This window comes from Paraperlucidibaca sp. (assembly GCF_982810325.1).
In genome coordinates, this window is the sequence record NZ_CEYEMI010000013.1 from 36,799 (window position 1) to 59,374 (window position 22,576).

The window sequence follows — 22,576 nt, forward strand, 5'->3', positions numbered from 1 at the left end:
GCTCTACTTATTCCGCAAACGCATGTTCAGGTGCGGGGTATTCGCCAGACTTAACCTGTTCAATATAGCTGCGGAAAGCACCTTCAATTGAGCCATCGCCGCAACTAAGGAAGTTTTTCACAAATCGTGCGGGTTTGCCGCTATGAATGCCTAGCATATCGTGAACGACCAAAACTTGGCCGTCACAATGCGGACCTGCACCAATGCCAATGACTGGAACATCTACAGTTTCTTGTACGCGCTTGGCGAGATCAGTTGGGACGCATTCAAGCAGTATCATGGCGGCACCAGCAGCCACGACATTGCGCGCATCTTCTAATAGTTTAGTGCTGCTCGCCTCGTCACGGCCCTGTACTCGATAGCCGCCAAAGACATTGACCGACTGTGGGGTTAGGCCTAAATGTACGCAGCATGGAATGCCGCCTTGAGTCATTAGGCGAACGCTTTCACTTAACCACGAGCCACCCTCGAGCTTGACCATGTGTGCGCCAGCTCGCATCAGTGCTGCGGCATTGGCTAGAGTGTCCTCAATAGTCGCGTAGGACATAAACGGTAAGTCAGCCATGATTAACGATTGCTGATTTCCGCGCGCGACCGCTGTCGTGTGATAGGCCATGTCGGCAACCGTGACTGGCAGCGTTGAGTTATGACCTTGCAGAACCATGCCTAAAGAATCGCCAATTAATAAGACTTCGACGCCTGCGCGTGCCATTGCCGCTGAAAAACTAGCGTCGTAGCAGGTTAGGCAGCTGATGGCTTCGCCGCGTGCTTTCATGTCGCGCAAGGTGCGTAGCGTGATGGGTTTCATGGGCTTACTCCGCGCAATCGATAGTGCCAATCATGGCTGCGCATATTCACTTGAGGGAGGGTCAAGGTCAAGACTGCTGTGGCGTTATTCTACTGTGCTAGGCCAGCGTAAATCTGGCCATAGCGCTAAGCCGTCTCGGCTACAGCTTGCCGCTAATTCATCGGCTCGATGGCCATTGGGTAGAACACGCGCGGCGGCAATATCAGCCAGTGGAACTAAAACGAATGGCCGATGATATAGCTCAATGTGCGGAATGGTTAATCGCTCACTCTGCATTGCTATCTCGCCATATAGCAATATGTCGAGGTCAAGCGTGCGCGCACCCCAGCGTAGTAGGCGCTCGCGCCCGGCCATAAGCTCGATAGCTTGCAGGGCATCGAGCAAGGCGATAGGCGATAGGCTGGTGCTAATGCTGATAACGGCATTAGCGTAGTCGGGCTGGCCCTCAGGGCCTATGGCTGCGCTGCGGTATAGGTGAGAGATGGCAATAATGTGTATCTGCGCATGCGCTGCAAGTTGCTCTAGCGCAAAGCATAAGGTTTTAGGCGCATCGCCCAAATTGCCACCAAGGCCTATCGCAGCAAATTGCGACTCTACGTCAGTGTTAATGCTCATGGTTATTGCGACGGCGAAGCAGCTTTTTTAGGGCGACGGCGACGCTTTTTCGGCGCTGCGGCAGCTTCAGGTTTTGCTAATGCGCGTTGCATTTCGGCTTGTAAGCCTGGGTCGGCAGCTTGCCAACGTGTCCACCACGCCGCCATCTTGCCTGTGGCTTCACCAACGCTTTCGCGCATCAGCAGGAAGTCGTAGCCAGCACGAAAGCGCTCATTTGTGGCCATGATCTCGACTTGGCGTGGGCGTGGCGATTCGAGGCGCATCTGCATTTCCCAGATATCGCGCATGACTTGTGAGACGTGTTTGGGAATGGCTGTACGCGCTAATTGGCGGCTAACGGCATGTGTGCCAGCTTGTTGCCATGCGGGCACTGGTGGCACGCCATCATTGATTAGTGCTTGTGCTCGCGCCTGCACATCACCCCAGAGCAGGGCGGCAAAGAAGAATGCAGGATTGATGTGCTTGCCTTCCGCTAAACGCGCATCGGTACTTTGTGCAGTTTTCAGCCACAGTTGCTCGCAGGGATGCTCAGCGGGGCCAGGAAATAGCGGAGCGAATAAGCCATAGCCTTGCATTAGTGGCAGTAGTGGTGCGGCATGACCACTGGCAAATAGTTTTTGGCACTCGTCGTAGAGGCGATGCGACGACATTTCTTCAAGCAAGTGCGCCAAAGCTGGAATCGGCTTGGCGGTCGCCGGAGCAATAGTGAAGTTGAGCTTGGCGGCGAAGCGCACGGCACGCAGCATGCGCACAGGGTCTTCGCGATAACGTGTTTCAGGATCGCCTATGAGGCGAATAACGCGCTGCTTCAGGTCGGCTGCACCATTGGCGAAATCCCACAATGAGAAATCGGCAATGCGGTAATAAACAGCGTTGATAGTGAAGTCACGGCGGGCGGCATCTTCTTCGATGCTGCCCCAGACGTTATCGCGCAAGATGCGACCATCGGCATTGGTGCGAGCGCTTTGATCATCGCCATCGGCATGATTGGCGCGAAACGTGGCAACTTCAATGACTTCGCGGCCCCAGCGGACATGGGCTAAGCGAAAGCGGCGACCAATAATCTGACACTGGCTGCCAAACACTTGCTTCACATCTTCCGGCTTAGCGTTGGTGGCAATATCGAAATCTTTAGGAGATAAGCCAAGCAAAACGTCGCGTACGCCGCCACCAATAAGATAGGCATCGAAGCCACAATCTTGTAGGCGATACAGTGTTTTGACTGCTGCGGGACTGAGGTTCTTTCGAGAGATTGAGTGCTGGTCGCGTGGGATTACTACCGGCTTGAGCCGTGTCAGGTGTTTGCCCTGATTTCGCCAGCGATTTAGCCACTTCAACATACTTGCATCTCGAGCCTTGTAAATAAGGTGCGCATGATAGCAGGTTGATATCCGACTGTATGTTAGGGCTTGGTTTAGAACGCAAGGCGGGAGGGGTTACCTCCCGCGTACGCTGAACGGTGTGCGGTTTATGACCGTCTTATTATTTGGGCTTCTTTTATTATTTTTGCCCGAGCATCCTTGGCTTTTGCAGTCTCACATCCTGGCGAGCGCTTTTTTTATAGTGCCGGTTACCCGACAAGCGGCTTATTTTTATTGTTCCGCAATTACATAAAGCAGGTACTGTGCCAACTTTCAATAATTCTAGTTATTTCAGATAAATCATCGACTTGTAAATTTGTTGGATATGATTGTGTGTGTGGCATCAGACTAAAGTGTTACTTACTGACTTAGTTTGTGTAGATAGGTAACGTAACATGCGCGACTATTTTGTGATCAACGGCGTCGAGGAATGCCTAAGCGCTGGCGTCGTTCCCAGAGCGTCTTGCGACTAATGCCAAGCTTTTGTGCTAACTCTGTTTCAGACATTTGGTCCTGATGTTCTAAGACGAAGTGCTGAAAATAGTCCTCGAGGGATAGCCCTGTAGGTGGGTCATCATCGACCTGTACTGTTTGAGTTTGCCGGGTGGGATAAGCGGACTCAATGGCTAGTAAGCTGGGCGTAATAACCTCAGTTTCGGTCAAAATAACGGCTCGCTCGATGGCATTTTCCAGCTCACGAATATTGCCTGGCCAATGATAATGCGCCATTGCCTCCCGAGCCTCAGGGGTGAACGTTAGGGGTTTCGAGCCAACTCGCTCAATGGTTCTCACTAATAACTGATCAGCAATGGTGAGAATGTCGTCGCCCCGATCGCGCAGCGGAGGCAGTGACAGCTCCATCACATTGAGGCGAAAAAATAAGTCTTCGCGAAACAGGCCTTCGCTGGCGAGCTGCTTTAGGTTGCGATGCGTGGCGGCAATCAGGCGCACATCGACCTTGCGCGTTTGTGTAGCACCAAGGCGGCGGACTTCTTTCTCTTGCAGCAGGCGCAATAAGCGCGCTTGTGCTTCTAATGGCAATTCGCCGATTTCATCGAGAAATAACGAGCCACCATCAGCGGCCTCGACCAAGCCTTTGCGTAAGCCTTGAGCGCCGGTGAACGCGCCTTTTTCATGGCCAAATAATTCAGACTCAATCAATGACTCTGGAATGGCCGCGCAGTTTACCGAGATCAACGGTGCATCACGACGTGGACTTTGCTCATGCAATGCGCGCGCGACTAGCTCTTTACCGGTGCCAGACTCGCCTAAAATTAATACAGTGGTGTTAAGCGGGGCGACACGACTGATGCGTCGATGCATTTCTATCATCCCAGGGCAGTTGCCAATGATGCCGCTATCGGGCTTGGCTAACGCTTGCTCGGCACGCAGGGCGCGATTTTGTCGGCGCAAACGCTGCTCGCGCAAAATGCGATCGATAGTGATCAGCATGTCATCGTGATCAAACGGCTTGGCAATGTAGTCAGCTGCGCCCGCTTTCACGGCATCGACGGCTGAGCGAATGCTGGCGAAGCTAGTCATGATCAGCACGGGCGTTTCACCTGCACGCTCGATTAGTGCTGTGCCTGGCAGGCCAGGCAGCCGTAAATCAGAAATGATCAGGTCGTATAAATCCGGAGAAGACTGCGCCAAGGCCTCGTCGACACTGCCGGCTTCGGCAACTTCGTAGCCATTACGCTGCAATAGGCGCTTCAGGCCGCTGCGAATTACCTGTTCATCATCGACGACTAAAATACTGCTCACGCGTTCATATCCTCATTGCGTTTGGCGGCCGGTAGCGTGATTTGCACAATCACACCGGTGCCTTGATCGTAATCGCGCTTATCGATTAATTGGATGCGACCATCATGTGCCTCAATGATGCCATGAACTAGCGCTAAACCTAGCCCTGTGCCGTCACCGAGCGCCTTAGTTGTTACAAAGGGCTCAAATAAGCGTTCGCGCAAATCGCCATCGGGCAGGCCGTGCCCGAAGTCTTCAATCTCAATACGCAGTGATGGCCCGTGCTGACGAGCGCGAACCAAGATTCGGCCTGACTGCGTGCTGGCATCGCGGGCATTGCCGAGAAGATTGATGAAGACTTGGCACAGGCGCTGGGCATCACCATAGACGCCTAGGCTGCTATCGATATGCACTCGAAAATCAACTTGGCGCGCTTCCGGTGCGAGTTTTAGTAGATGCAGCGATTCATTGACCACGGCGAGCAAGGGCACATTGTCGAACTCGCCGCCGACATGATGCTCAGTGCGAGCAAAGCCCACTAAAGACTGCACAATGCTGGTGACGCGCTTGGTTTGATCGAGAATGTCTTGCGCGGTCGCATGCACTTCATGGTCGATCGCATGCTCAGCTTTAAGGTTTTGCGCTAAGCAGGCAATGCCCGTAATTGGGTTGCCGATTTCATGGGCGACACCAGCCGCTAGGCGACCAACTGCTGCTAAGCGCTCGCTATGGTGCAGGCGTGACTCAAGCTGTTGCAGGGCGGTTATTTCCTCCATAACCAGCACTACACTGCCATCGGCGTCGCCAATCATGGCGCGATGAAGGTTAATCCAGCGAGTTTGGCCATCGACATTTAGGCGGTGGCGCGATTCTAGCGCGCCTGGCTGGTTAAGAAATTGCGTCAGCGTGTGGTTCCATGGCTCGGGAAGGCTACTTAGTCGCGAGCCAATAACTTCGATATCGGCGCAGCCAGTAATATCCATGATGGCGCGATTCCAGCTCAGCACTTCAAGATCGCCCGCCAGCGTACATACGCCTAATGGCAGGTCGTGCAGAGTTTGGCGATGAAAACGGCGCAAGGTATCAAGCTCAGCAGCCAGCCCTGAAAGTTTGTCGCGATATTCCTCCAGGCGTGACTCAATAAAGTGAATATCTTCGCCGGGGCTTTGCGGCACGATTTGTTGAGGTAGATGTTTGTCGAGCAACTCCATGGCCAAGCTTGGCCCCAATAAGCCAGACAGGTTGGCGCCGAGCTGATCGCGTAGGCGGCGCAGTGCATAGGGGCGGCGTTCAGTGCTGGCCATATTGAGATCATTGCGCGCCATGCCAACTTCGCGCTCAGCGGTTAGCGGTCCGAGCGCTGGCGTTAGTGCTTTGACAAAAGCGTCCACTGAGTCGGCGGCCAAGCTCCAACGCACGGGGCTGCTGAGGTTATCGACTGAGCAGGCTTCGGCAACTTCACGATCGGCAGCAGATTGAGGCTGTAATAGCGAGACAACGACGAGGACGATGCCATTGCCCAGGGTGGCGATGATGCCCATGGCCTGCCAATGATCGAGTCGCGATGTGGTGATAATGCCGAGTAGCTTGCCGCTATCAAAGTTGGCTAAAAATAGTGACGGAATCGCCAGCATGACTATCCAAATTGCCATGCCAAAGCTCAAGCCTGTGAGCATGCCCGAGCGTGTCGCGCGCGGCCAAAACAGTAGAGCCAGCACACTAGGTGCTAACTGCAAAATGGCAACGAATGACAGCATCGACATTTCAGTGCTGTCGGGACGTAAACCAGGCAGCCAAGACAGCATAAAGGCTGCGAGCAAAATGAAGCCGATGAGAAAGCGGCGCTGGCGCTGAGTTTCTAGATAAAGTGCGTCGTCGGTAGGCCAGCCGCGTAAAGGCAAGATGACATGGTTTAGCGTCATATTGGCCAGTGCCAGTGTGGTGACAATTAAGATGCCGCTTGATGATGCTAGTGCGCCAATAAACAGCAGCAAAACTAGGGCGGGTGAGCGCGATTCGATAGCAACGCCGAGGCTGTAGAACTCGGGTAAGTCTGCTAGGCCGATGGCCTGTCCGGCCCATAAAATAATGGGAATGCCCAATGCCATCACCAGCAGATACAGCGGAAAGGCCCAGGTGGCGGTGAGCAAGTTGCGCGGCTCGCGGTTTTCCGTAAAAGCCATGTGATAGAGGCAGGGCATAACCACTGAGGCGAAGAAAAATACCAACAGAAGGCTGTGCCAGTAACCTGCCTTTAACGGTTGAAATAGGTTGCGCAAGGCTTCGGGGTGATGACTCAGCCAATCATTAACGCCTGCGCTGCCACCAAGCACGCCGAAGTAGGCGTAGAGGCCAACGGCCGAAATGGCAATGAGCTTAATCACGGACTCGAGCGCGATCGCCACCACAAGGCCATCATTTTCCTGATGGCGACTCGACTTTGCTCCAGCGCCAAACAGCGACGTAAAGCCGATGAGCATCACGCAAAATACTAAGCCCATGAGCTTGGTATTTGTGCCGCCGGTGAGTATGCGTGCGACCTCGCCGACGGTTTGCATTTGCGTGGTGAGCAATGGCATGACGCCAATTAACATGGCGATAGTTGCTAGCGTGCCGGCGGCTTGGCTGCGGTAGCGGAATGCGAGCAAGTCCGGTAAGGAGGTGAGCTGATGACTACGTGCAAGCCGAAAAAGTGGCTGCAAAAATACCGGAGCTAAGAGAAATGCGCCGGCTAGACCAATATAAAAAGTGAGAAAGTTGAAGCCGCTTTCGCGCGCGAATTGCACGGCACCAAATAGGCCCCAGGTGCTGACAAAAACGCCCAATGACAAAACAAACACTGCCGGATGGCGCACCCAGCGTAAAGGAATCCAGCCGTGCTCACTGGCGTAAGCGGCAAAAAATAAGAGCCCCAAATACGCGGTGGTTAGCGCAAATAGCAGGGTAGGACTAAAGATCATTTAAATCGCGGCTCCGTGCTACCCAATAGCCCAAGGCAATCAGTAGTGCCCAAATAGTGTAGGGGCGATACCACGCACTGCCGCCCTCACTCCACCAATCAATGATCACGGGTGAGAGTAAATAAGCGCCAGCAACAAATAGCAAAATTAGGCGGTCAATATACACGCGAGGGCTCCGAAACGCAGCGATTGTGCGTGTTGGCACGGTATCAGCTTTAGCTCATTGGGCAAAGTCAGGGCTGCTTAATGTCGCCTATTGGCAGCGCTGACTCACTCCAATGCGCCACGGCCCAGGTGATGATTTCGTCGATAAAGGCTTGGCGAAGCTCAGCTGGCGGCTGCTGCGCCAATAGTTGCAGCGCTAAAAAGACATTCTCTGCGGCATGATTATTGTTTAACGCGAGTGCATGGCTTTGCTTCGATAGCTTTTGGCCAGTGCTGTTAATAAGCATCGGGATGTGTAAAAACTGCGGTCGTGCCCAGCCTAGGCTATCGGCGAGATGACACTGGCGTGCCGTGTTGTCGAGCAAGTCAGTGCCGCGAACCACTTCGCTAATGCTCATGTCATGATCATCAACAACGGTGGCGAGCTGATAAGCCGGTAAGTCATCGCGCCGCCAAAGTATGGCATCGCCGCAGCTGCGGCTTAGTAGCTCAGACAGTTCACCGTGTAGGCGGTCATGATAGGTGCTTGCAGTGGCAGGCGATCGCAGACGCCAAGCGGCATCGCTAGCATTAGGGTGATGCTCGCCATGCCGGCACGGGCCTAAGCAGTCGAGCACGCCGGCTTCAGCGCGAGCGCTACGTGAGCAATCGCAGGCATAGACTAAGTTTTTGGCAATGAGCTCGGCCAATACTTCTCGGTAGCGCGCAATGCGTTGATGCTGCCAAACGATATCGCCGTCCCAGTGCAGGCCATGCGCCTCGAGCGTGCTAATAAAACTGTCAGCTGCGCCAGCTTGTTCACGAGGTGGGTCGATGGTGTCGATGCGAAGTCGCCAGAGGCCGCCCTGATGTTTGGCGCTGGCATAGCTGCTGATTGCAGCAAGAAGAGATCCGAAGTGTAGCGGGCCGGTTGGCGAGGGCGCGAACCGGCCGATAACGCGGTTAACCACCAACCAGCTGCTTTTCCTTGATTTCTTGCAGGCTCTTACAGTCGATGCACAGGGTTGCAGTAGGGCGGGCTTCTAGGCGGCGAATGCCGATTTCGATGCCGCAATCATCGCAGTAGCCGTAGTCATCTTTTTCGATGCGATCGAGCATTTGATCGATTTTCTTGATCAGTTTGCGCTCACGATCACGCGTGCGGAGCTCAAGAGAGAACTCTTCTTCTTGCGTGGCGCGATCGTTGGGGTCGGGCAGGCTGCCAGACTCATCCTTCATGTGGTGCACAGTACGGTCCACTTCCTGCATTAACTCGCGTTTCCATGAAATTAAAATTTCACGAAAATGCTTACGCTGAGGCGCACCTAAATAATCTTCACCTTTGGTTTCTTTATACGGTTCAACACCGTGAATGAGGACGATACCAATTGGTTTTTTCTTAGTTTTGGTGGCCGCAGTAGCCTTTTTTTCAGTAGTGCGGGTAGGCATTGTTCTTTCTCACGCAGATAATCGCTCTCTATAGCAGAGCATTGACAGGGGCGCAAACAAAACAGCGTTATTTGCGCGTTAACAAACTATTGTTCGATTAATTCGATGAATCCGTCCTGTATTTGGATGGGAACGCTGAGTAAGGACTCTCCTTGGCAGGGGCCGCTAACACAGAGGCCATCTTCAACTTGAAACAACGCGCCATGGTTGCTGCAAATGAGAAAATAGTTCTCGCTGTCCATGAATTCGTCGGGATTAAACTCGAGATTAATCCCTAAGTGTGGGCAGCTATTTTGATAAGCGTAGGTTTGGCCATCGCGGTTTACCACGATGACTTCACCAGCTGGAGAACGAAAGGCGCGGGCCTCATTTTCAACTAAATCGGCGTTGGCGCATAAACGAAAACCCATTGCTCCTCCTAATCAGCGCTGAGCAGCGCGCGATATTGTTCAATACTCAAGCGTGGGCCAAACTGCGACACCACTTGAGCGGCAGTGCGCATGGCTAAGCGTGCGCAATCTTCAAACGTCCAGCGTTGGCTTAAACCATACAGCACCGCACCAGCAAAGCTATCGCCAGCGCCTAGTGTATCCACCGGCGTGGCGGGACAGGCAGGCAGTTCTAGCACGCTAGTTTGGGTCCAGACCCAAGCGCCGTTTTTGCCACAGGTGATGATGCCGCGCTCAGCCACGCCGCGCAGGGTAATGAGGGCTTGATCAAGGTCATCGCAACCGGCAAAGCCACGAGCTTCATCTTCGTTGCAAAATAGTAAATCGACGCCATCGGCTAGCAGTGTCTTAAGCTGAGGCAGGAAGTATTGCACCATGGCGGGGTCAGAAAACGTCAGTGCGCGTTTAACGCCGGCCGCTTTCGCCAGCTCGTGTGCGTGCGCGACGGCATCGCGAGCCGAATCTGAGGTGCACAGATAGCCTTCGATATACAGCCATTTGCTGTCTTGCAGCGCTTCTGGGTCGAGCTCGGCGCGCGAGACTTCGGCGGTAATGCCCAAGTAAGTATTCATGGTGCGATCGGTGTCTGGCGTGACCATGACTACGCAGGTGCCGGTGACGCCTTCGGGACGTACTTCCTTCAGATTGGTGCTGACATCGGCGGCGAGTAGATCATCGCGATAGAGTGTGCCGAGCGCGTCATTTGCGACTTTGCAGTGATAGAAGCAGCGAGCACCCATGGCGCTGGCGGCAATGATGCTATTGGCGGCCGAGCCACCGCTGGCCTGCTTTAGGCGCGGTGCATTAGCATCAAGTGCGTTCAATAGCGCGGCTTGAGCATCGGCTTCAGCCAAGGTCATCACGCCCTTTTCAATGCCGTGCTGGCTCAAGAAGTCTTCATCAACAGCGTATTCGAGGTCGACTAGGGCGTTGCCAATGGCATAAATATCGAAGCGGCGGCTCATGGCGATCTCATTAGTTCAGTGAATTTCAGCGCGCATTATAGAGATGCTCACGCTTTCTGCCAGATGACAGTGTTTCCGCTACCGCATTGGCATGAGTACAATGCGACCTATTCTCTTTTTGTGGATGTTCTGCGTGGCCAAAACTCCAGCTTCTAGCGGTCGTTTAAAAACAGCGGCTGTCTTAGTTTTTATGTTGATCGCCTTGATCGGTGTCGTTGGTGGCGGCGCCTATATCATGCATTTAGATAGCATCGTGCGTGAGAAGTTTGAAGGCAAGCGCTGGGCGATTCCGGCCCGCGTTTATGCGCGGCCATTGGTGCTTACTAAGGGTGAGCAGCTGTCACAGCAAAGCGTTGAGGATGAGCTGCGCCTGTTGAATTATAGGCGCCTCGCCGGTGCGCCTTCTTCTGGCACTTACGATGTTGATGGCAATACGCTGTTTATTCATAGCCGTGGCTTTGCCTTTGGCGACGGTCGCGAACCTAGTCAGTTATTACGTATTCGTTTTCAGCAAAATCGTTTGGTGGAGCTGGCCAGCACACGCGTTGGTCAGCGCGGCAGTGTGCGTCTGGAGCCTTTAGTGATTGGCGGTATTTATCCTAGCCAAAACGAAGACCGCATTCTGATTCAGTTAAAAGAAGCGCCGCCGCATCTAGTCGATTCATTATTGGCCACTGAAGATCAGCGCTTTTATCAGCATATTGGCATTTCGCTGCGCGGTATTATGCGCGCAGTCTGGGTCAACATTACTAGCGGTCAGGTACGCCAAGGTGGCAGTACGCTGACGCAGCAGCTGGTGAAAAACTTCTACCTAAGCGATGAGCGTTCACTCACACGTAAAGTCAATGAAGCCCTGATGGCGTTGCTGCTTGAGGCGCATTACAGCAAGTCTGAAATTTTAGAAACCTATCTCAATGAAGTGAATCTTGGTCAGCAAGGCACTCGCTCAATTAATGGTTTTGGCTTGGCTGCGGAGTTTTATTTTGGCCAGCCATTGTCTGAGTTGTCTTTGCCGCAAGTGGCGTTACTCGTTGGCATGGTAAAAGGCCCCTCGTATTACAATCCGCGCCGTAACCAAGAGCGTGCCCTGCAGCGCCGCAACATCGTGCTCGATAACTTATATCGTGAAGATAAGCTCAGTGCGCCCGATCGTGATGTCGCGATGAATAAGCCCTTGGGCGTAATCGCTAAGCCATCGGCATCGAACAATCTTTATCCCGACTTTCTCGATGTTGTGCGCCGACAGCTGCGCGAAAGCTATAAATCAGATGATCTCACCAGCCAAGGGCTGAGCATTTACACCACGCTCGATCCACGGGTGCAAAATGCCGCTGATGCTGCCCTGCGCGATACCGTCGCACGTCTTCGCAAGCAAGGCCGCAAGCTAGATAAACTCGAAGGTGCTGTGCTAGCGGCTGATCTGCGCAGCGGCGAACTGCGTGCCTTAATTGGCGGTACGGGTGTTTTTACTGGCTATAACCGCGCCATCGATGCCTCGCGCCAAGTTGGCTCACTACTGAAGCCGGCTATATATTTAACAGCATTGAGCACGGGTCAATACACCTGGCAAACCCCGATTAGTGACGACCCAGTAGAAGTTGTGAGTGACTCAGGTAAGCGCTGGGAGCCGCAAAACTACGATAAGCAAAGCCACGGCTCGGTACCATTACGAACGGCTTTGGCTAGCTCGTATAACCAAGCCGCTGTGCGCTTGGGCATGACCGTTGGCTTGCCTGCTTTCATCAATACATTGCGTCAGCTCGGTGTTGAGGGTGACCTGCAAAGCTACCCATCGTTACTACTAGGTGCTTTGAATCAATCGCCAATACAGGTTTTACATTTGTATCAGGTCTTGTTAACTGGTGTGCGCTCACCGATTCAGAGCATTCGTGAAGTCGTTGATTCTGACGGCCAGACTTTGCAACGCTTTGCCGGTGAGCGTCGACAAGTCGTTGACCCCGCCGATACCTATGTTCTGCATTATGGCCTTGAGCAGGTCGCGCGCGCTGGTACAGCCGCGTCGGCGTATCGGCGCTTGCCGAGCAGCACAGTAGTTGCCGGCAAGACAGGCACAACGAATGATTTGCGCGATAGCTGGTTTGCTGGCTCGGCTGGCGACCTGTTAGGTGTGGTCTGGTTGGGTCGTGATGACAATAGCTCCACTGGCCTGTCAGGTGGCACAGGCGCATTGCCGGTATGGACCGATATGATGGCGCGTTTATCGCCAAGTTATCATGCGCCTGATATGCCTGCCGATGTGGCGTGGGAATGGCTAGATCCATCAACAGGTCGTCTAAGTAATGCTGAGTGTGGCGGTGTGCGCATCCCCGTGGCGGCTAAATCGCGGCCACAAGAAATGACGCCATGTGCCACTGGCGGCATCCCCGGCTTCATCGACTCCATGGTCGATGGCGTGATGAATCTATTCCGCTGAGTCGTCGCTAGCTGCGGGCGTCTTATTGCCTATTAAGGCGTCCTCTGCAGTGGGTTCGGGCACTGGTGGCGACTCGGTAGTGCTTGGTTCCGGCAGTGCATTAGTGTTGCCAATGATCTCAGGCAACATACTCTCCGGCAGCGCATCCTCGCTTGCCGAGGTGGGTTCAAACACTACATCTTTGCCAAACACGGCCTTGCCATCGAACATCAGAGTCATCACTGCCATTTCTAGGATATTGCCCTTGCTATCGGGGCCGCGAAACTTCACTGGGAAATTACGCAGGCCTGGCGCTAGCCAGATGTCGTAACCGCTTTGGCGTGTGCCATCGCTGCGAATGCGTGAACCAGTGAGATGAATGGTGCGCAGTACGCCGCCAGGCAGCTTAAGTTGATCTTCAGAAATGATATTAAGTGCAATTTCATACACGGAGCTACCCGTGGTGACCATGAGGCGTTTTTCAGCCTCGCCGCTATAGCTCACAGCCACGTGGTAGGGCAGGCTTGCCATGTCTTGAAAGTCGGGAGTTATTGGCGCCGTCTCTCGATGTCCAGCCTTGCCATGTATTACCACACCGGCGTCGCGATCAAAGTCTGCGTACTGCTTCAGGTCGTTATTCAGTAGGAGGCGGTAATGCTCGGGGTGTAAACCTTCTGGCGAAACCTGACCCTCACTGCTGAGCGTAGCGGTGAAGCCGAATTTGCTAGCATTGTTGATGATGGCGTAGCGAAAGCCTTCCATAAACCATTGCTGGGTGAGCTTGAGTTGGAAGCCGTAATAGCTCGCACGCTGCAGAGCGGTGACTTGCACTGGAAAGCTTGGTGCTGGCTCAATGATTTCAGGCGCCGGAGCATCAGCAACGATCTCATTGAGTAAGTCGTCACTGATGGTGGGCTCGGTAGCTTTGACGATAATTTCAGGCTTGGGAGTCGTCTTTGGCTTGGCCGCTACAGGCTTGGCTTGCTCAACGATTACCGGCGCATCTGGCTTGAGTAAATACACCACCGGCCATTCGCTTTCTGGCTTAGGTTTGGCGAAGGCAAGTTTGACGCGCTTGAGCTCTTCGGCAGGTTTTTTCGACAATACTTCATCGCTGCTTTCGTCCTGCCACGGCCATGACCATTCGATATCGGTGAATGTCAGCACATGCGCCAGCGCCGATAGCACAATAGCTATGCAGAGACGCTGGCGGCCTGTCATGACTTAGCGACGAGTCGCCATCAGCGCGCGTTCAGCTGCGGCGATGGTATTGCTAATGTCAGACTCGGTGTGCGCGATAGAGACAAAACCCGCCTCGAAAGCCGACGGTGCCAAATACACGCCCTCAGCCAACATGGCGTGGAAGAATGCCTTGAAATACTCGGTGTCGCCCTGCGTTGCCTCGGCAAATGACCACGCCGGCGTTTCGCTGAAAAAGAAGCCAAACATGCCGCCAATATGATGCGTGCTGATGGGTACGCCAGCCTTACGACCTGCAGCCTCGAGACCTTCGCAAAGCGCTTTCGTGCGCGCGCTTAGTTGCTCATGAAAGCCGGGCTGGCGTATGAGCGACAGTGTTTTTAAGCCAGCACGCATGGCAATTGGGTTGCCCGAGAGCGTGCCAGCTTGATAAACCGGGCCTAATGGCGCGATACATTCCATGATGTCGCGACGGCCACCGAAAGCGCCTACTGGCATGCCGCCACCAATGATTTTGCCCAGCGTGGTGATGTCGGGTTTAACGCCATAAAGCGCTTGCGCACCGCCGAGAGCAACGCGGAAACCAGTCATCACTTCATCAAAAATAAGCACGCTGCCGGATTGATCGCAGACTTCGCGCAGGCCTTGCAAGAAGCCAGGACGCGGCGGAATCAAATTCATATTGCCGGCGACAGGTTCAACGATGATGCAGGCAACCTTGTCGCCATGCTCGCGGAAATAATCACGCACGGCATCGAGGTCGTTGTAGGGCAGAGTAATGGTGTGTTGCGCAATGCTGGCGGGCACGCCGGCAGAGCTTGGCACGCCTAAAGTTAGTGCGCCTGAGCCGGCCTTCACCAGCAGCGAGTCGGAGTGGCCGTGATAGCAGCCTTCAAATTTCACCAAGACATCGCGGCCGGTAAAGCCGCGCGCTAGGCGAATGGCGCTCATGGTGGCCTCGGTGCCAGAGCTGACCATGCGCACTAAATCCATCGATGGCATGAGTTCACAGACGATGTCCGCCATTTCCACTTCAACTTCCGTTGGCGCGCCAAACGATAAACCTAATGTTGCCGCTTCTTGAACTTCGCGAATCACATCGGGATGAGCATGACCCAAAATCGCTGGACCCCATGAGCAGATATAGTCGATATAGCAATTGTCATCGGCGTCAAAAAGGTAGGCACCTTGAGCGCGCGAGAAAAATATCGGGTTACCGCCGACGCCACGAAAAGCGCGCACGGGCGAATTCACGCCACCGGGAATGTGTTTGCAGGCGGCGGCAAAAAGCGCTTCGGATCGATTGCTGCTCATTGGGTGTAAATCTCCTGGGTCAGGCGCTGGCTGCGCGTGATGGTGTCATCGCTGCGCCAGAGCTCGCTAATAACTGCGATGGCATCGGCGCCAGCATTGCGGATAGGCGCGATAGTATCGACGCTAATGCCGCCAATCGCTACCAGCGGCAGGGAAAATTCTGCGCGTGCGGCGCGTAAAATATCGAGGCTGCAAAGTTGCGCCTGAGGCTTCGTGGGTGATGCGAACATGGCGCCAAACGCAAGATAGTCTGCGCCGGCGGCGACAGCATTTCGGGCAAGGCTTAAATCATTGTGGCAAGTAACGCCGATAATGGCGGCTCGCCCCAATACAGCACGCGCATGCGCCACTTGGCCATCACTTTGGCCAAGATGGACACCGTCGGCGGCGGTAGCTTGAGCTAGCGCAATGTCATCATTGACGATAAACATAGCGCCGAATTCGCGACATATCACGGCCAATGCCGAAGCTTCGCGCAAGCGCTTAGCCTGATCTGAGCTTTTATCGCGATATTGCAGCACACGAACGCCGCCGATCAGCGCTAAACGCGCCTTCGTCAGCAGCTCATCGCCAAGGCTGGCATCGGTAATGGCATAGATGCCGTGAATACGCATAGGTTTTTGCGTTAGAGCAGCCAAGCGGTTTGGAATGAATTGGCCAGTATCGCGAGGCCGGTCGGCGTGCAGCAGAGCTTGGCGCACAAAGCTTTCGGTCAATGGTACGGCGTCGCGCACAGAAAGCCCGCGTGCCATCGCCGCACTTAATGTTGCCGCCAGTGTGCAGCCCGAGCCGTGAAACTCACCATCGAGCCGAGCTTGTGATGTCTCTAGTGTCAGCTCACCATCTATATAAAGTCGATTGACTAGCTGATTGCCGGGCTCGTGACCGCCAGTTACCCAAATAGCCGATGCGCCAGCTTGGCTTAATACACGGATCGCCTCGGCATCATCTTCGCAGGCAGCGAGGCGGCGTAGCTCCAATGTATTCGGCGTGATCACCGCTGTTTGTGGCAGCACGGCGACCAATGCGGCGCGTAAATCATCGTGCGCTAAGTTGCCGCCGGCGTTGGCTGAGAGCACAGGGTCGAGCACCACCGGAATGTGCGGATGCTTGGTCAGAAGCGCGAAAATAGCCTCAACCACAGCTCGCGAGCCCAGCATGCCAATTTTTACCGACACCACATTCAGGTCAGCCAGCACCGCTTCAGCTTGAGCAATGAGTAGCTTGGTATCGACCAATGAGAAGTCATAAACGCTTTGGCTGTCCTGCACAGTGAGTGCGGTGCACACCACGGCCGCATGGCCACCAAGGCCAGCAATCGCTTCAATGTCTGCTTGCAGGCCGGCGCCGCCGGAAGGGTCTAGGCCAGAAAAGCATAAAGTCACTGGGCGCATGGAATTCATATGGGTTTCACCACCACCAAGATCACAATGACGACCAAGGCCAGCACCGGCAATTCATTGAAAATACGAAAATAGCGACTGCTGTGCTGGCTACGCCGCTCCGCCAAAGCAATGCGCAAGCGGTTGCAATAGAGGTGATAGGCCAAGAGCAGGAGCACCAACGCAAGCTTTGCGTGCAGCCAAGCTTGATGGCCATATGCCGGCCATACCAACACCAATAGCCAGAGGCCGAGCACGACGCTGGCAATCATCGAGGGCATCATAATGCCGTTGTATAGACGCCGCGCCATGATGACGAAACGATCATGGCTGATCTCATCCTGACTTTCGCTGTGATAGACAAATAGTCGCGGCAAATAAAATAGGCCAGCAAACCAGCACACCACAGCGATGATATGAAAGGCTTTAATCCACAGCATGAACGTCTCCTAGCAAGGCCCGCAGTCTGCCAATAATGGCGGCGCTAGGCTAGTTGGCAAGAAAAAACACTAGGAACGTTTGCCCTATGGCCGTGGTTTCCCGATAATCCTTGGCCTGTCTGAAGTTTTTCAAGCCAGCAAGCGAGGAGCAGTCGTGATAAAGGTCGGAATTGTAGGTGGCACGGGTTATACCGGTGTTGAATTACTGCGCTTATTAGCGCTGCATCCTGAAGTTGAGCTGACGGCGATTACGTCGCGTGGCGAGGCGGGTCAGGCTGTATCGGCGCTTTATCCGAACCTACGCGGCTATGTCGACATCGCTTTCTCGGAACCATCCACTGCTGTTTTGTCGACATGCGACGTAGTCTTTTTTGCCACGCCCAATGGCATTGCCATGAAGCAAGTGCCCGAGTTGCTGGCCGCCGGCGTGCGTGTCATCGACTTGGCCGCCGACTTTCGCATTAAAGATCCTGTGGAATGGGCGAAATGGTATGGCATGGAGCACAGCTGCCCACACCTGCTCACCGAGGCCGTCTACGGTCTGCCTGAAGTCAATCGCGAGGCCATTAAAGGTGCGCGCCTGGTTGCGAACCCTGGCTGCTACCCAACGTCAGTGCAACTTGGTTTTCTGCCTTTGATCAATGCTGGTGTCATTGCTACAGATGCGCTCGTGGCCGATGTGAAGTCGGGTGCTTCCGGCGCTGGCCGTAAAGCTGAGATTGGCACGCTGATGGCCGAGGCCGGCGAGAGCTTCAAGGCTTATGGCGTTGCTGGTCACCGCCACTTGCCCGAAATTAAGCAAGGCTTGGCGCTAGCACATGGTGCTCCGGTTGGCTTGACGTTTGTGCCACATTTATTACCAATGATTCGCGGAATTCACTCTACGCTTTATGCGCGCTTGATCAAGCCTGTGGACGACTTGCAGGCACTGTTTGAGGCGGCCTATGCAGATGAGCCTTTTGTCGATGTCATGCCAGCCGGCAGCCTGCCAGAAACTCGTAGCGTTCGTGGCGCCAATACTTGCCGTTTGGCGGTCTATCAGCCTCAAGGTGGCGACACCGTCGTCATACTTTCGGTCATCGACAACCTAGTTAAAGGTGCTGCCGGCCAAGCCGTACAAAACATGAACCTGATGTTTGGCTTTGATGAACGTATGGGCCTAGCGCACATTGGCTTGTTACCCTGATGGCTAAGCGAGATGCCATCAGGCGTTATATGCCAACAGTACGCGGGCCAGTCATTGCTTTTTTCACTAGTGCTTGGGGTATGCTCACTATTGCTATAGTTGCGGCGGCCGTTGGTTTTTTTGCCAGCCAGTTAGTGAATCAATCACTAGGCGCCGATCATGAGAGCAGTTTGCAGAAGCTGCGCGACAGTTACGAGAAGCGCTTGTCTAATGAGCGTGAGCGCGTCGCTGTAAAGGCCAAAGAGTACGATATTATCGATGCCGCTTCGCAACGCTTGCAGGAAGATAACCAAGAGTTGCTGGCTGGCATGTCAGCGCTGGAGAGTCGCGTTACGTTTTATAAGCGCATGACATCGCAGAAAGCTGCCAATGTGCCGCTGGCCATCGAGCTGTTTGAGTTGCTGCCGACCAAAGATCCGAAGGTCGTGCGCTACCGATTATTGATTGTGCGTAGCAACGCATCCGGCAATGCGACTGAAGGGCGTGTTAAGGTGAAAGTCAGTGCCGGCAGCCGTCAAATTGAGCTGCCTGTCGATCAGCCGCGATTTACATTGCGTTATTACCAGCAATTTAGTGGCGAATGGCGTCTACCCGATGGCTTCAACCCGGAGCGTGTAGACGTACAAGTTCGCAGTGGCGCCAACAGTTTAGATCGGCGCTACAAATGGGAAATTAAGACTCGTTAAGGTGTGAGCTATGTTTAAGAAGAGTAAAAATGATCCAGCTGCCTATAAAGACCATAGCTTTATTAGCAGCCAATCAACCATCCAAGGAAATATTAGCTTTGTTGGCGGCCTTCATGTTGAAGGGCGTATAGAGGGCAATATCAACTCTAAAGAAGGTTGCTTAATGGTTCATGGCCATGTCGCAGGCGACATCGACGTGCCTAATGCCATTATTAGCGGTACGGTACATGGCAATATTACTTGCTCGGGCCATCTTGAATTGGCCAAAGGCGCCCGTGTTCATGGCGTAGTAACGTATCAGAATATGGAAATGCAATTGGGTGCAGAGGTGGTTGGTCGCCTTTGCGTGCTATCTGCTGAGCAGTCCTCGCCGAAAAATGCATCATCTAAGGCTGAGTCAAAAGCTGATGCAGAGCAGGCTCGCCCAGTGACAAATGTTCGCGCAGTATAATGCGCAGCCTGCAACAGGCTTTTTTGCACTATCTAGGTGAAAGTCATGAGTGAACAAACTGCCGCTTTAGCGCTTTCTGACAAAGCAGCGGACAAGGTACGTAAATTACGCGAGGGCGAAAATAACCCAGCGTTGCGACTTCGCGTCTATATCACGGGCGGTGGCTGCGCGGGCTTCTCTTACGGCTTCACTTTCGATGACGAAGTAAAAGACGGCGACTCCAGCTTTGCCAATGGTGATGTCGAGATGCTCGTCGATCCTATGAGTTATCAATATCTCGTGGGGTCTGAAGTTGACTATGTCGAGGGCTTGAATGGCTCGCAATTTGTCATCCACAATCCCAACGCGCAATCGACTTGCGGTTGCGGCTCGTCGTTTTCAATCTAGCGATAGCTCCAGCCTAGTGTCTGTCTAGGCTGGAAAGTATCCGCCCAGCACGCGAGCGCCTCGTGCGCCGGTTACTTCGGGCACATTGCCGCTTAAGCCTTGGGTAAAGCGCATCGCCAACCACGCAAAAGCCATCGCCTCAATAGCTTGCGCCGGATAGCCATAAGCCTCGCTGCGTTTGCACTGCCAGTGTGTAAGTTTTGCCGCAATGGCTTGGCAGAGCGCGGTGTTATTGGCGCCGCCACCACATAAAATGAGCTCGCCACTTGGCGCTTCCCGCAAAATCGCATCCGCAACTGTCGTCGCTGTTAGGGCGAGCAGTGTTGCTTGCACATCTTCGGGTTTGATGTCTGTGCCTACTAGTACCAACTGCTGCTCTAGCCAGCTCATGCCAAAGCTCTCGCGGCCGGTACTTTTCGGCGCCGGTGCCGAAAAGTAGGGCATCGCTAGTAGCGCATCAAGTAGCCCCTGATGGCAGGTGCCGCTAGCGGCCCAGCGCCCATCTTCGTCATAAGCCTTGCTGGTATGACGCTGACACCAGCCATCGAGCAGCATGCTGGCGGGCCCTGTGTCGTAGCCGCGCACGCCACGACCTGGCTGCATGACACTTATATTAGCAATGCCGCCTAAATTAAGTGCCACCACGCAGCGCTCGCTTTGGGCAAAAATTGCTTGATGAAACGCGGGCACTAAAGGTGCGCCTTGGCCGCCTGCCGCCATATCGCGCTGACGAAATTGTGCCACCACAGATATGCCGCTTAGTTCTGCTAATAAGCAAGGGTCGCCAATTTGTAGCGTATATGGGTGGTCGCCGTGAGGGCGATGGCGCAGTGTTTGACCGTGGCTGCCAATGGCGCGCACATCGCTAGGACTTAACTGATGCTCTGCAAGCAGCTCATTAATCAGCGCGGCTGCTCGCTCTGACCACCATTGCCCAGCGCGCCCGCTGCGATCAATCTCATTTGCGCATCCTGCAGCTAATGCAAGCAACTCTTGGCGCTCATCAGCTAGCCAGATATGGCTTTTCTCTCCAATAAGCCGCGGCACACGCTCATTGCTGAAGTCCACTAGTGCGGCATCTAGAGCGTCGACACTGGTGCCAGACATTAGACCAATAAACAGCGCAGACATGGCGCCTCCAAAACAATAAACGGTGCAATGAACTCTAGCAGGCTTAGCGTGGCGTCGGCGCAGCAGAGTGCTAAACTCTGACCATTGGTTTTTATGACCGCCATGACAAAAAGCTTAAGCCTATGACACCCGAACAACAGCTCGCGCTCATCATGCGCGGCACTGAAGAGATCATCCCTGAAGCCGACTTGCTAGCAAAGCTCCGCGAAGGCCGGCCACTACGTATAAAGGCGGGCTTTGATCCTACTGCTCCAGATTTGCACTTGGGCCACACAGTACTGATCAATAAGCTCAAGGTATTTCAAGATCTTGGGCATGAAGTCATTTTCTTGATCGGCGATTTTACGGGCCGCATTGGCGACCCTACCGGCAAAAATATCACCCGCAAGCCATTAACCGAGGAGCAGGTCGCGCAAAACGCTAAGACCTATGCCGAGCAAGTGTTCAAAATTCTGGACCCTGCACGCACGCGCGTGGTGTTTAACTCGGAGTGGATGGCGAAGTTGTCGGCAAGTGACTTAATTGGCTTGGCAGCGCAGTACACCGTTACTCGCATGATGGAGCGCGATGACTTCACTAAGCGCTTTGCGGCGCAGCAGCCGATAGCTATTCATGAGTTCCTCTACCCACTATTGCAGGGCTATGACTCAATTGAACTAAAAGCTGATGTCGAGCTAGGCGGCACCGATCAAAAATTCAACCTACTCATGGGTCGTACGCTGCAAGGCCGTTATGACCAGGCTGCTCAAGTCTGTATCACTGTGCCTATTCTCGAGGGTCTCGATGGCGTGCAGAAGATGTCAAAGTCCTTGGGCAATTACGTTGGCGTCTCCGATGCGCCGGGTGAGATGTACCAAAAGCTGCTTTCTATCCCCGATACCGTGCTGTGGCGCTATTTTGAATTGCTAAGTTTCCGCAGCATTGAAGAGGTTGAGGCTTTGCAGGCAGAGGTAGCTGCGGGCAAAAATCCGCAAGAGGCGAAAAAGCTATTAGCTGAAGAGATTGTCACGCGTTTTCATTCGGCCGAAGCAGCAGCGGCAGCACCGCAAGCGGCAGGCAATGTGCTGCGCATGGGTGATATTCCTGCGGATGTACCGGATGTAGACGTAGTCATGGAGTCCGATGAGCCAATCTATTTGGTAGCGATTCTTAATCGTGCCGGCTTAGTTCGTAACTCGGCGGCTGCAAAAGATGTTGTTACGCGCAGGGCTGTATACATTGATGGCCAGCCAGCAATTGACGGCTTTTCAATGAAGCGTGGCGATAGTTGCGTGATTCAAGCCGGTAAAAAGGCGATAGCGCGCGTTACGCTGCGCTAATGGTGAATGCCGAGAGCATGAGCAAAGTCGCTAAATCGCTCATGGTTCGTACAAAATGGCATGGTTTTGCTGAGAAATTGAGCGGTTGAAACAAATATGTCAAAAAGCACTTTACACGCTCTCAGGCATCCCTATAATGCGCCCCACACCAGCGCTGCTTCGGTAGCGAAACA

The 22,576-nt window shown here is 53.9% G+C and carries 21 protein-coding genes and 1 pseudogene; 6 read left to right on the forward strand and 16 right to left on the reverse strand.

The features are described from left to right. Positions 1 to 7 precede the first annotated feature (7 nt). From panB to AC3DKE_RS06350, 10 genes are all read right to left on the reverse strand, one after another. Positions 8 to 808 (reverse strand): 3-methyl-2-oxobutanoate hydroxymethyltransferase, encoded by an 801-nt coding sequence (gene panB, locus AC3DKE_RS06305; RefSeq protein WP_487990243.1) that lies wholly within the window; start codon positions 806 to 808, stop codon positions 8 to 10. Positions 809 to 892: 84 nt separating this feature from the next. Further along, positions 893 to 1,423: a 2-amino-4-hydroxy-6-hydroxymethyldihydropteridine diphosphokinase gene (folK, locus tag AC3DKE_RS06310; protein WP_340675659.1), complete on the reverse strand. Its 531-nt coding sequence runs from the start codon at positions 1,421 to 1,423 to the stop codon at positions 893 to 895. Between the two features lie 2 nt (positions 1,424 to 1,425). Further along, on the reverse strand, positions 1,426 to 2,763 hold the full coding sequence (gene pcnB, locus AC3DKE_RS06315) for a polynucleotide adenylyltransferase PcnB (RefSeq protein ID WP_340675658.1): 1,338 nt from the start codon (positions 2,761 to 2,763) through the stop codon (positions 1,426 to 1,428). A 435-nt stretch (positions 2,764 to 3,198) separates the two neighbouring features. Beyond that, positions 3,199 to 4,548, reverse strand: a complete 1,350-nt coding sequence (locus tag AC3DKE_RS06320) for a sigma-54-dependent transcriptional regulator (protein WP_487990244.1) — start codon at positions 4,546 to 4,548, stop codon at positions 3,199 to 3,201. After that, on the reverse strand, positions 4,545 to 7,487 hold the full coding sequence (locus AC3DKE_RS06325) for an ATP-binding protein (protein ID WP_340675656.1): 2,943 nt from the start codon (positions 7,485 to 7,487) through the stop codon (positions 4,545 to 4,547). The genes AC3DKE_RS06320 and AC3DKE_RS06325 overlap by 4 nt, the downstream gene beginning before the upstream one ends. Continuing rightward, complete coding sequence (locus AC3DKE_RS06330) at positions 7,477 to 7,653, reverse strand: hypothetical protein (RefSeq protein WP_340675655.1); 177 nt, start codon at positions 7,651 to 7,653, stop codon at positions 7,477 to 7,479. The genes AC3DKE_RS06325 and AC3DKE_RS06330 overlap by 11 nt, the downstream gene beginning before the upstream one ends. A 67-nt stretch (positions 7,654 to 7,720) precedes the next feature. Next, complete coding sequence (gluQRS, locus tag AC3DKE_RS06335) at positions 7,721 to 8,602, reverse strand: tRNA glutamyl-Q(34) synthetase GluQRS (RefSeq protein WP_340675654.1); 882 nt, start codon at positions 8,600 to 8,602, stop codon at positions 7,721 to 7,723. Continuing rightward, on the reverse strand, positions 8,595 to 9,080 hold the full coding sequence (dksA, locus tag AC3DKE_RS06340) for an RNA polymerase-binding protein DksA (RefSeq protein WP_340675653.1): 486 nt from the start codon (positions 9,078 to 9,080) through the stop codon (positions 8,595 to 8,597). The genes gluQRS and dksA overlap by 8 nt, the downstream gene beginning before the upstream one ends. A gap of 86 nt (positions 9,081 to 9,166) precedes the next feature. Further along, positions 9,167 to 9,490, reverse strand: coding sequence for a Rieske (2Fe-2S) protein (locus AC3DKE_RS06345; protein ID WP_340675652.1), 324 nt, complete (start codon positions 9,488 to 9,490; stop codon positions 9,167 to 9,169). An 8-nt stretch (positions 9,491 to 9,498) separates the two neighbouring features. After that, positions 9,499 to 10,494 carry an adenosine kinase gene (locus tag AC3DKE_RS06350; RefSeq protein ID WP_379072023.1) on the reverse strand — a complete coding sequence of 332 codons (996 nt, stop codon included), beginning with the start codon at positions 10,492 to 10,494 and terminating at the stop codon, positions 9,499 to 9,501. Between the two features lie 133 nt (positions 10,495 to 10,627). On the opposite strand from AC3DKE_RS06350, the gene mrcB reads away from it, so the two are divergent. Further along, a complete protein-coding gene (mrcB, locus tag AC3DKE_RS06355; RefSeq protein WP_340675650.1) occupies positions 10,628 to 12,928 on the forward strand; it encodes a penicillin-binding protein 1B in 2,301 nt (766 codons plus the stop codon). On the opposite strand, the gene AC3DKE_RS06360 is transcribed toward mrcB, so the two are convergent. From AC3DKE_RS06360 to hemJ, 5 genes and pseudogenes are all read right to left on the reverse strand, one after another. Continuing rightward, positions 12,917 to 14,128: a DUF3108 domain-containing protein gene (locus tag AC3DKE_RS06360; protein WP_411730167.1), complete on the reverse strand. Its 1,212-nt coding sequence runs from the start codon at positions 14,126 to 14,128 to the stop codon at positions 12,917 to 12,919. The two genes, mrcB and AC3DKE_RS06360, sit on opposite strands and share 12 nt — an antisense overlap. 3 nt (positions 14,129 to 14,131) lie before the next feature. Beyond that, positions 14,132 to 15,421, reverse strand: coding sequence for a glutamate-1-semialdehyde 2,1-aminomutase (hemL, locus tag AC3DKE_RS06365; RefSeq protein ID WP_340675648.1), 1,290 nt, complete (start codon positions 15,419 to 15,421; stop codon positions 14,132 to 14,134). Continuing rightward, positions 15,418 to 16,035 (reverse strand): thiamine phosphate synthase, encoded by a 618-nt coding sequence (gene thiE, locus AC3DKE_RS06370; RefSeq protein WP_340676130.1) that lies wholly within the window; start codon positions 16,033 to 16,035, stop codon positions 15,418 to 15,420. Before thiE ends, hemL begins: the two co-directional genes overlap by 4 nt. A 24-nt stretch (positions 16,036 to 16,059) precedes the next feature. Then, a pseudogene (gene thiD / locus AC3DKE_RS06375) lies at positions 16,060 to 16,815 on the reverse strand (bifunctional hydroxymethylpyrimidine kinase/phosphomethylpyrimidine kinase); the annotation flags it as partial. A gap of 5 nt (positions 16,816 to 16,820) precedes the next feature. Further along, a complete protein-coding gene (gene hemJ, locus AC3DKE_RS06380) occupies positions 16,821 to 17,243 on the reverse strand; it encodes a protoporphyrinogen oxidase HemJ (RefSeq protein ID WP_340675647.1) in 423 nt (140 codons plus the stop codon). Between the two features lie 154 nt (positions 17,244 to 17,397). Between hemJ and argC the strand changes: the two genes are divergently transcribed. From argC to erpA, 4 genes are read left to right on the forward strand one after another with little or no spacing between them, the layout of a single operon-like run. Continuing rightward, the gene (gene argC, locus AC3DKE_RS06385) at positions 17,398 to 18,429 is read left to right on the forward strand and encodes an N-acetyl-gamma-glutamyl-phosphate reductase (protein WP_340675646.1); all 1,032 of its coding nucleotides are present in this window, start codon (positions 17,398 to 17,400) and stop codon (positions 18,427 to 18,429) included. Positions 18,430 to 18,458: 29 nt separating this feature from the next. Then, positions 18,459 to 19,115, forward strand: coding sequence for a DUF6776 family protein (locus AC3DKE_RS06390; RefSeq protein ID WP_340675645.1), 657 nt, complete (start codon positions 18,459 to 18,461; stop codon positions 19,113 to 19,115). Positions 19,116 to 19,125: 10 nt separating this feature from the next. Beyond that, positions 19,126 to 19,566: a bactofilin family protein gene (locus AC3DKE_RS06395; protein WP_379072038.1), complete on the forward strand. Its 441-nt coding sequence runs from the start codon at positions 19,126 to 19,128 to the stop codon at positions 19,564 to 19,566. Positions 19,567 to 19,611: 45 nt separating this feature from the next. Continuing rightward, positions 19,612 to 19,953 (forward strand): iron-sulfur cluster insertion protein ErpA, encoded by a 342-nt coding sequence (erpA, locus tag AC3DKE_RS06400; protein ID WP_340675643.1) that lies wholly within the window; start codon positions 19,612 to 19,614, stop codon positions 19,951 to 19,953. 24 nt (positions 19,954 to 19,977) lie between these two features. Here the strand turns inward: erpA and AC3DKE_RS06405 are convergent, their stop codons facing one another. Beyond that, positions 19,978 to 21,084, reverse strand: a complete 1,107-nt coding sequence (locus AC3DKE_RS06405; protein WP_340675642.1) for an anhydro-N-acetylmuramic acid kinase — start codon at positions 21,082 to 21,084, stop codon at positions 19,978 to 19,980. A gap of 122 nt (positions 21,085 to 21,206) precedes the next feature. On the opposite strand from AC3DKE_RS06405, the gene tyrS reads away from it, so the two are divergent. Beyond that, entirely contained in the window at positions 21,207 to 22,403 is a 1,197-nt protein-coding gene (gene tyrS, locus AC3DKE_RS06410; RefSeq protein ID WP_340675641.1) for a tyrosine--tRNA ligase, read from the forward strand. Positions 22,404 to 22,576: the final 173 nt, after the last annotated feature.

Excerpts from the sequence above, each read along its gene's own strand:
- hemJ (WP_340675647.1), bottom strand. The coding sequence starts at position 17,243 with ATGCTGTGGATTAAAGCCTTTCATATCATCGCTGTGGTGTGCTGGTTT.
- AC3DKE_RS06390 (WP_340675645.1), top strand. The coding sequence starts at position 18,459 with ATGCCAACAGTACGCGGGCCAGTCATTGCTTTTTTCACTAGTGCTTGG.
- tyrS (WP_340675641.1), top strand. The coding sequence starts at position 21,207 with ATGACACCCGAACAACAGCTCGCGCTCATCATGCGCGGCACTGAAGAG.
- AC3DKE_RS06345 (WP_340675652.1), bottom strand. The coding sequence starts at position 9,490 with ATGGGTTTTCGTTTATGCGCCAACGCCGATTTAGTTGAAAATGAGGCC.
- panB (WP_487990243.1), bottom strand. The coding sequence starts at position 808 with ATGAAACCCATCACGCTACGCACCTTGCGCGACATGAAAGCACGCGGC.
- erpA (WP_340675643.1), top strand. The coding sequence starts at position 19,612 with ATGAGTGAACAAACTGCCGCTTTAGCGCTTTCTGACAAAGCAGCGGAC.
- hemL (WP_340675648.1), bottom strand. The coding sequence starts at position 15,421 with ATGAGCAGCAATCGATCCGAAGCGCTTTTTGCCGCCGCCTGCAAACAC.
- dksA (WP_340675653.1), bottom strand. The coding sequence starts at position 9,080 with ATGCCTACCCGCACTACTGAAAAAAAGGCTACTGCGGCCACCAAAACT.
- AC3DKE_RS06360 (WP_411730167.1), bottom strand. The coding sequence starts at position 14,128 with ATGACAGGCCGCCAGCGTCTCTGCATAGCTATTGTGCTATCGGCGCTG.
- AC3DKE_RS06395 (WP_379072038.1), top strand. The coding sequence starts at position 19,126 with ATGTTTAAGAAGAGTAAAAATGATCCAGCTGCCTATAAAGACCATAGC.
- AC3DKE_RS06350 (WP_379072023.1), bottom strand. The coding sequence starts at position 10,494 with ATGAGCCGCCGCTTCGATATTTATGCCATTGGCAACGCCCTAGTCGAC.
- pcnB (WP_340675658.1), bottom strand. The coding sequence starts at position 2,763 with ATGTTGAAGTGGCTAAATCGCTGGCGAAATCAGGGCAAACACCTGACA.
- AC3DKE_RS06325 (WP_340675656.1), bottom strand. The coding sequence starts at position 7,487 with ATGATCTTTAGTCCTACCCTGCTATTTGCGCTAACCACCGCGTATTTG.
- AC3DKE_RS06405 (WP_340675642.1), bottom strand. The coding sequence starts at position 21,084 with ATGTCTGCGCTGTTTATTGGTCTAATGTCTGGCACCAGTGTCGACGCT.
- thiE (WP_340676130.1), bottom strand. The coding sequence starts at position 16,035 with ATGCGTATTCACGGCATCTATGCCATTACCGATGCCAGCCTTGGCGAT.
- folK (WP_340675659.1), bottom strand. The coding sequence starts at position 1,423 with ATGAGCATTAACACTGACGTAGAGTCGCAATTTGCTGCGATAGGCCTT.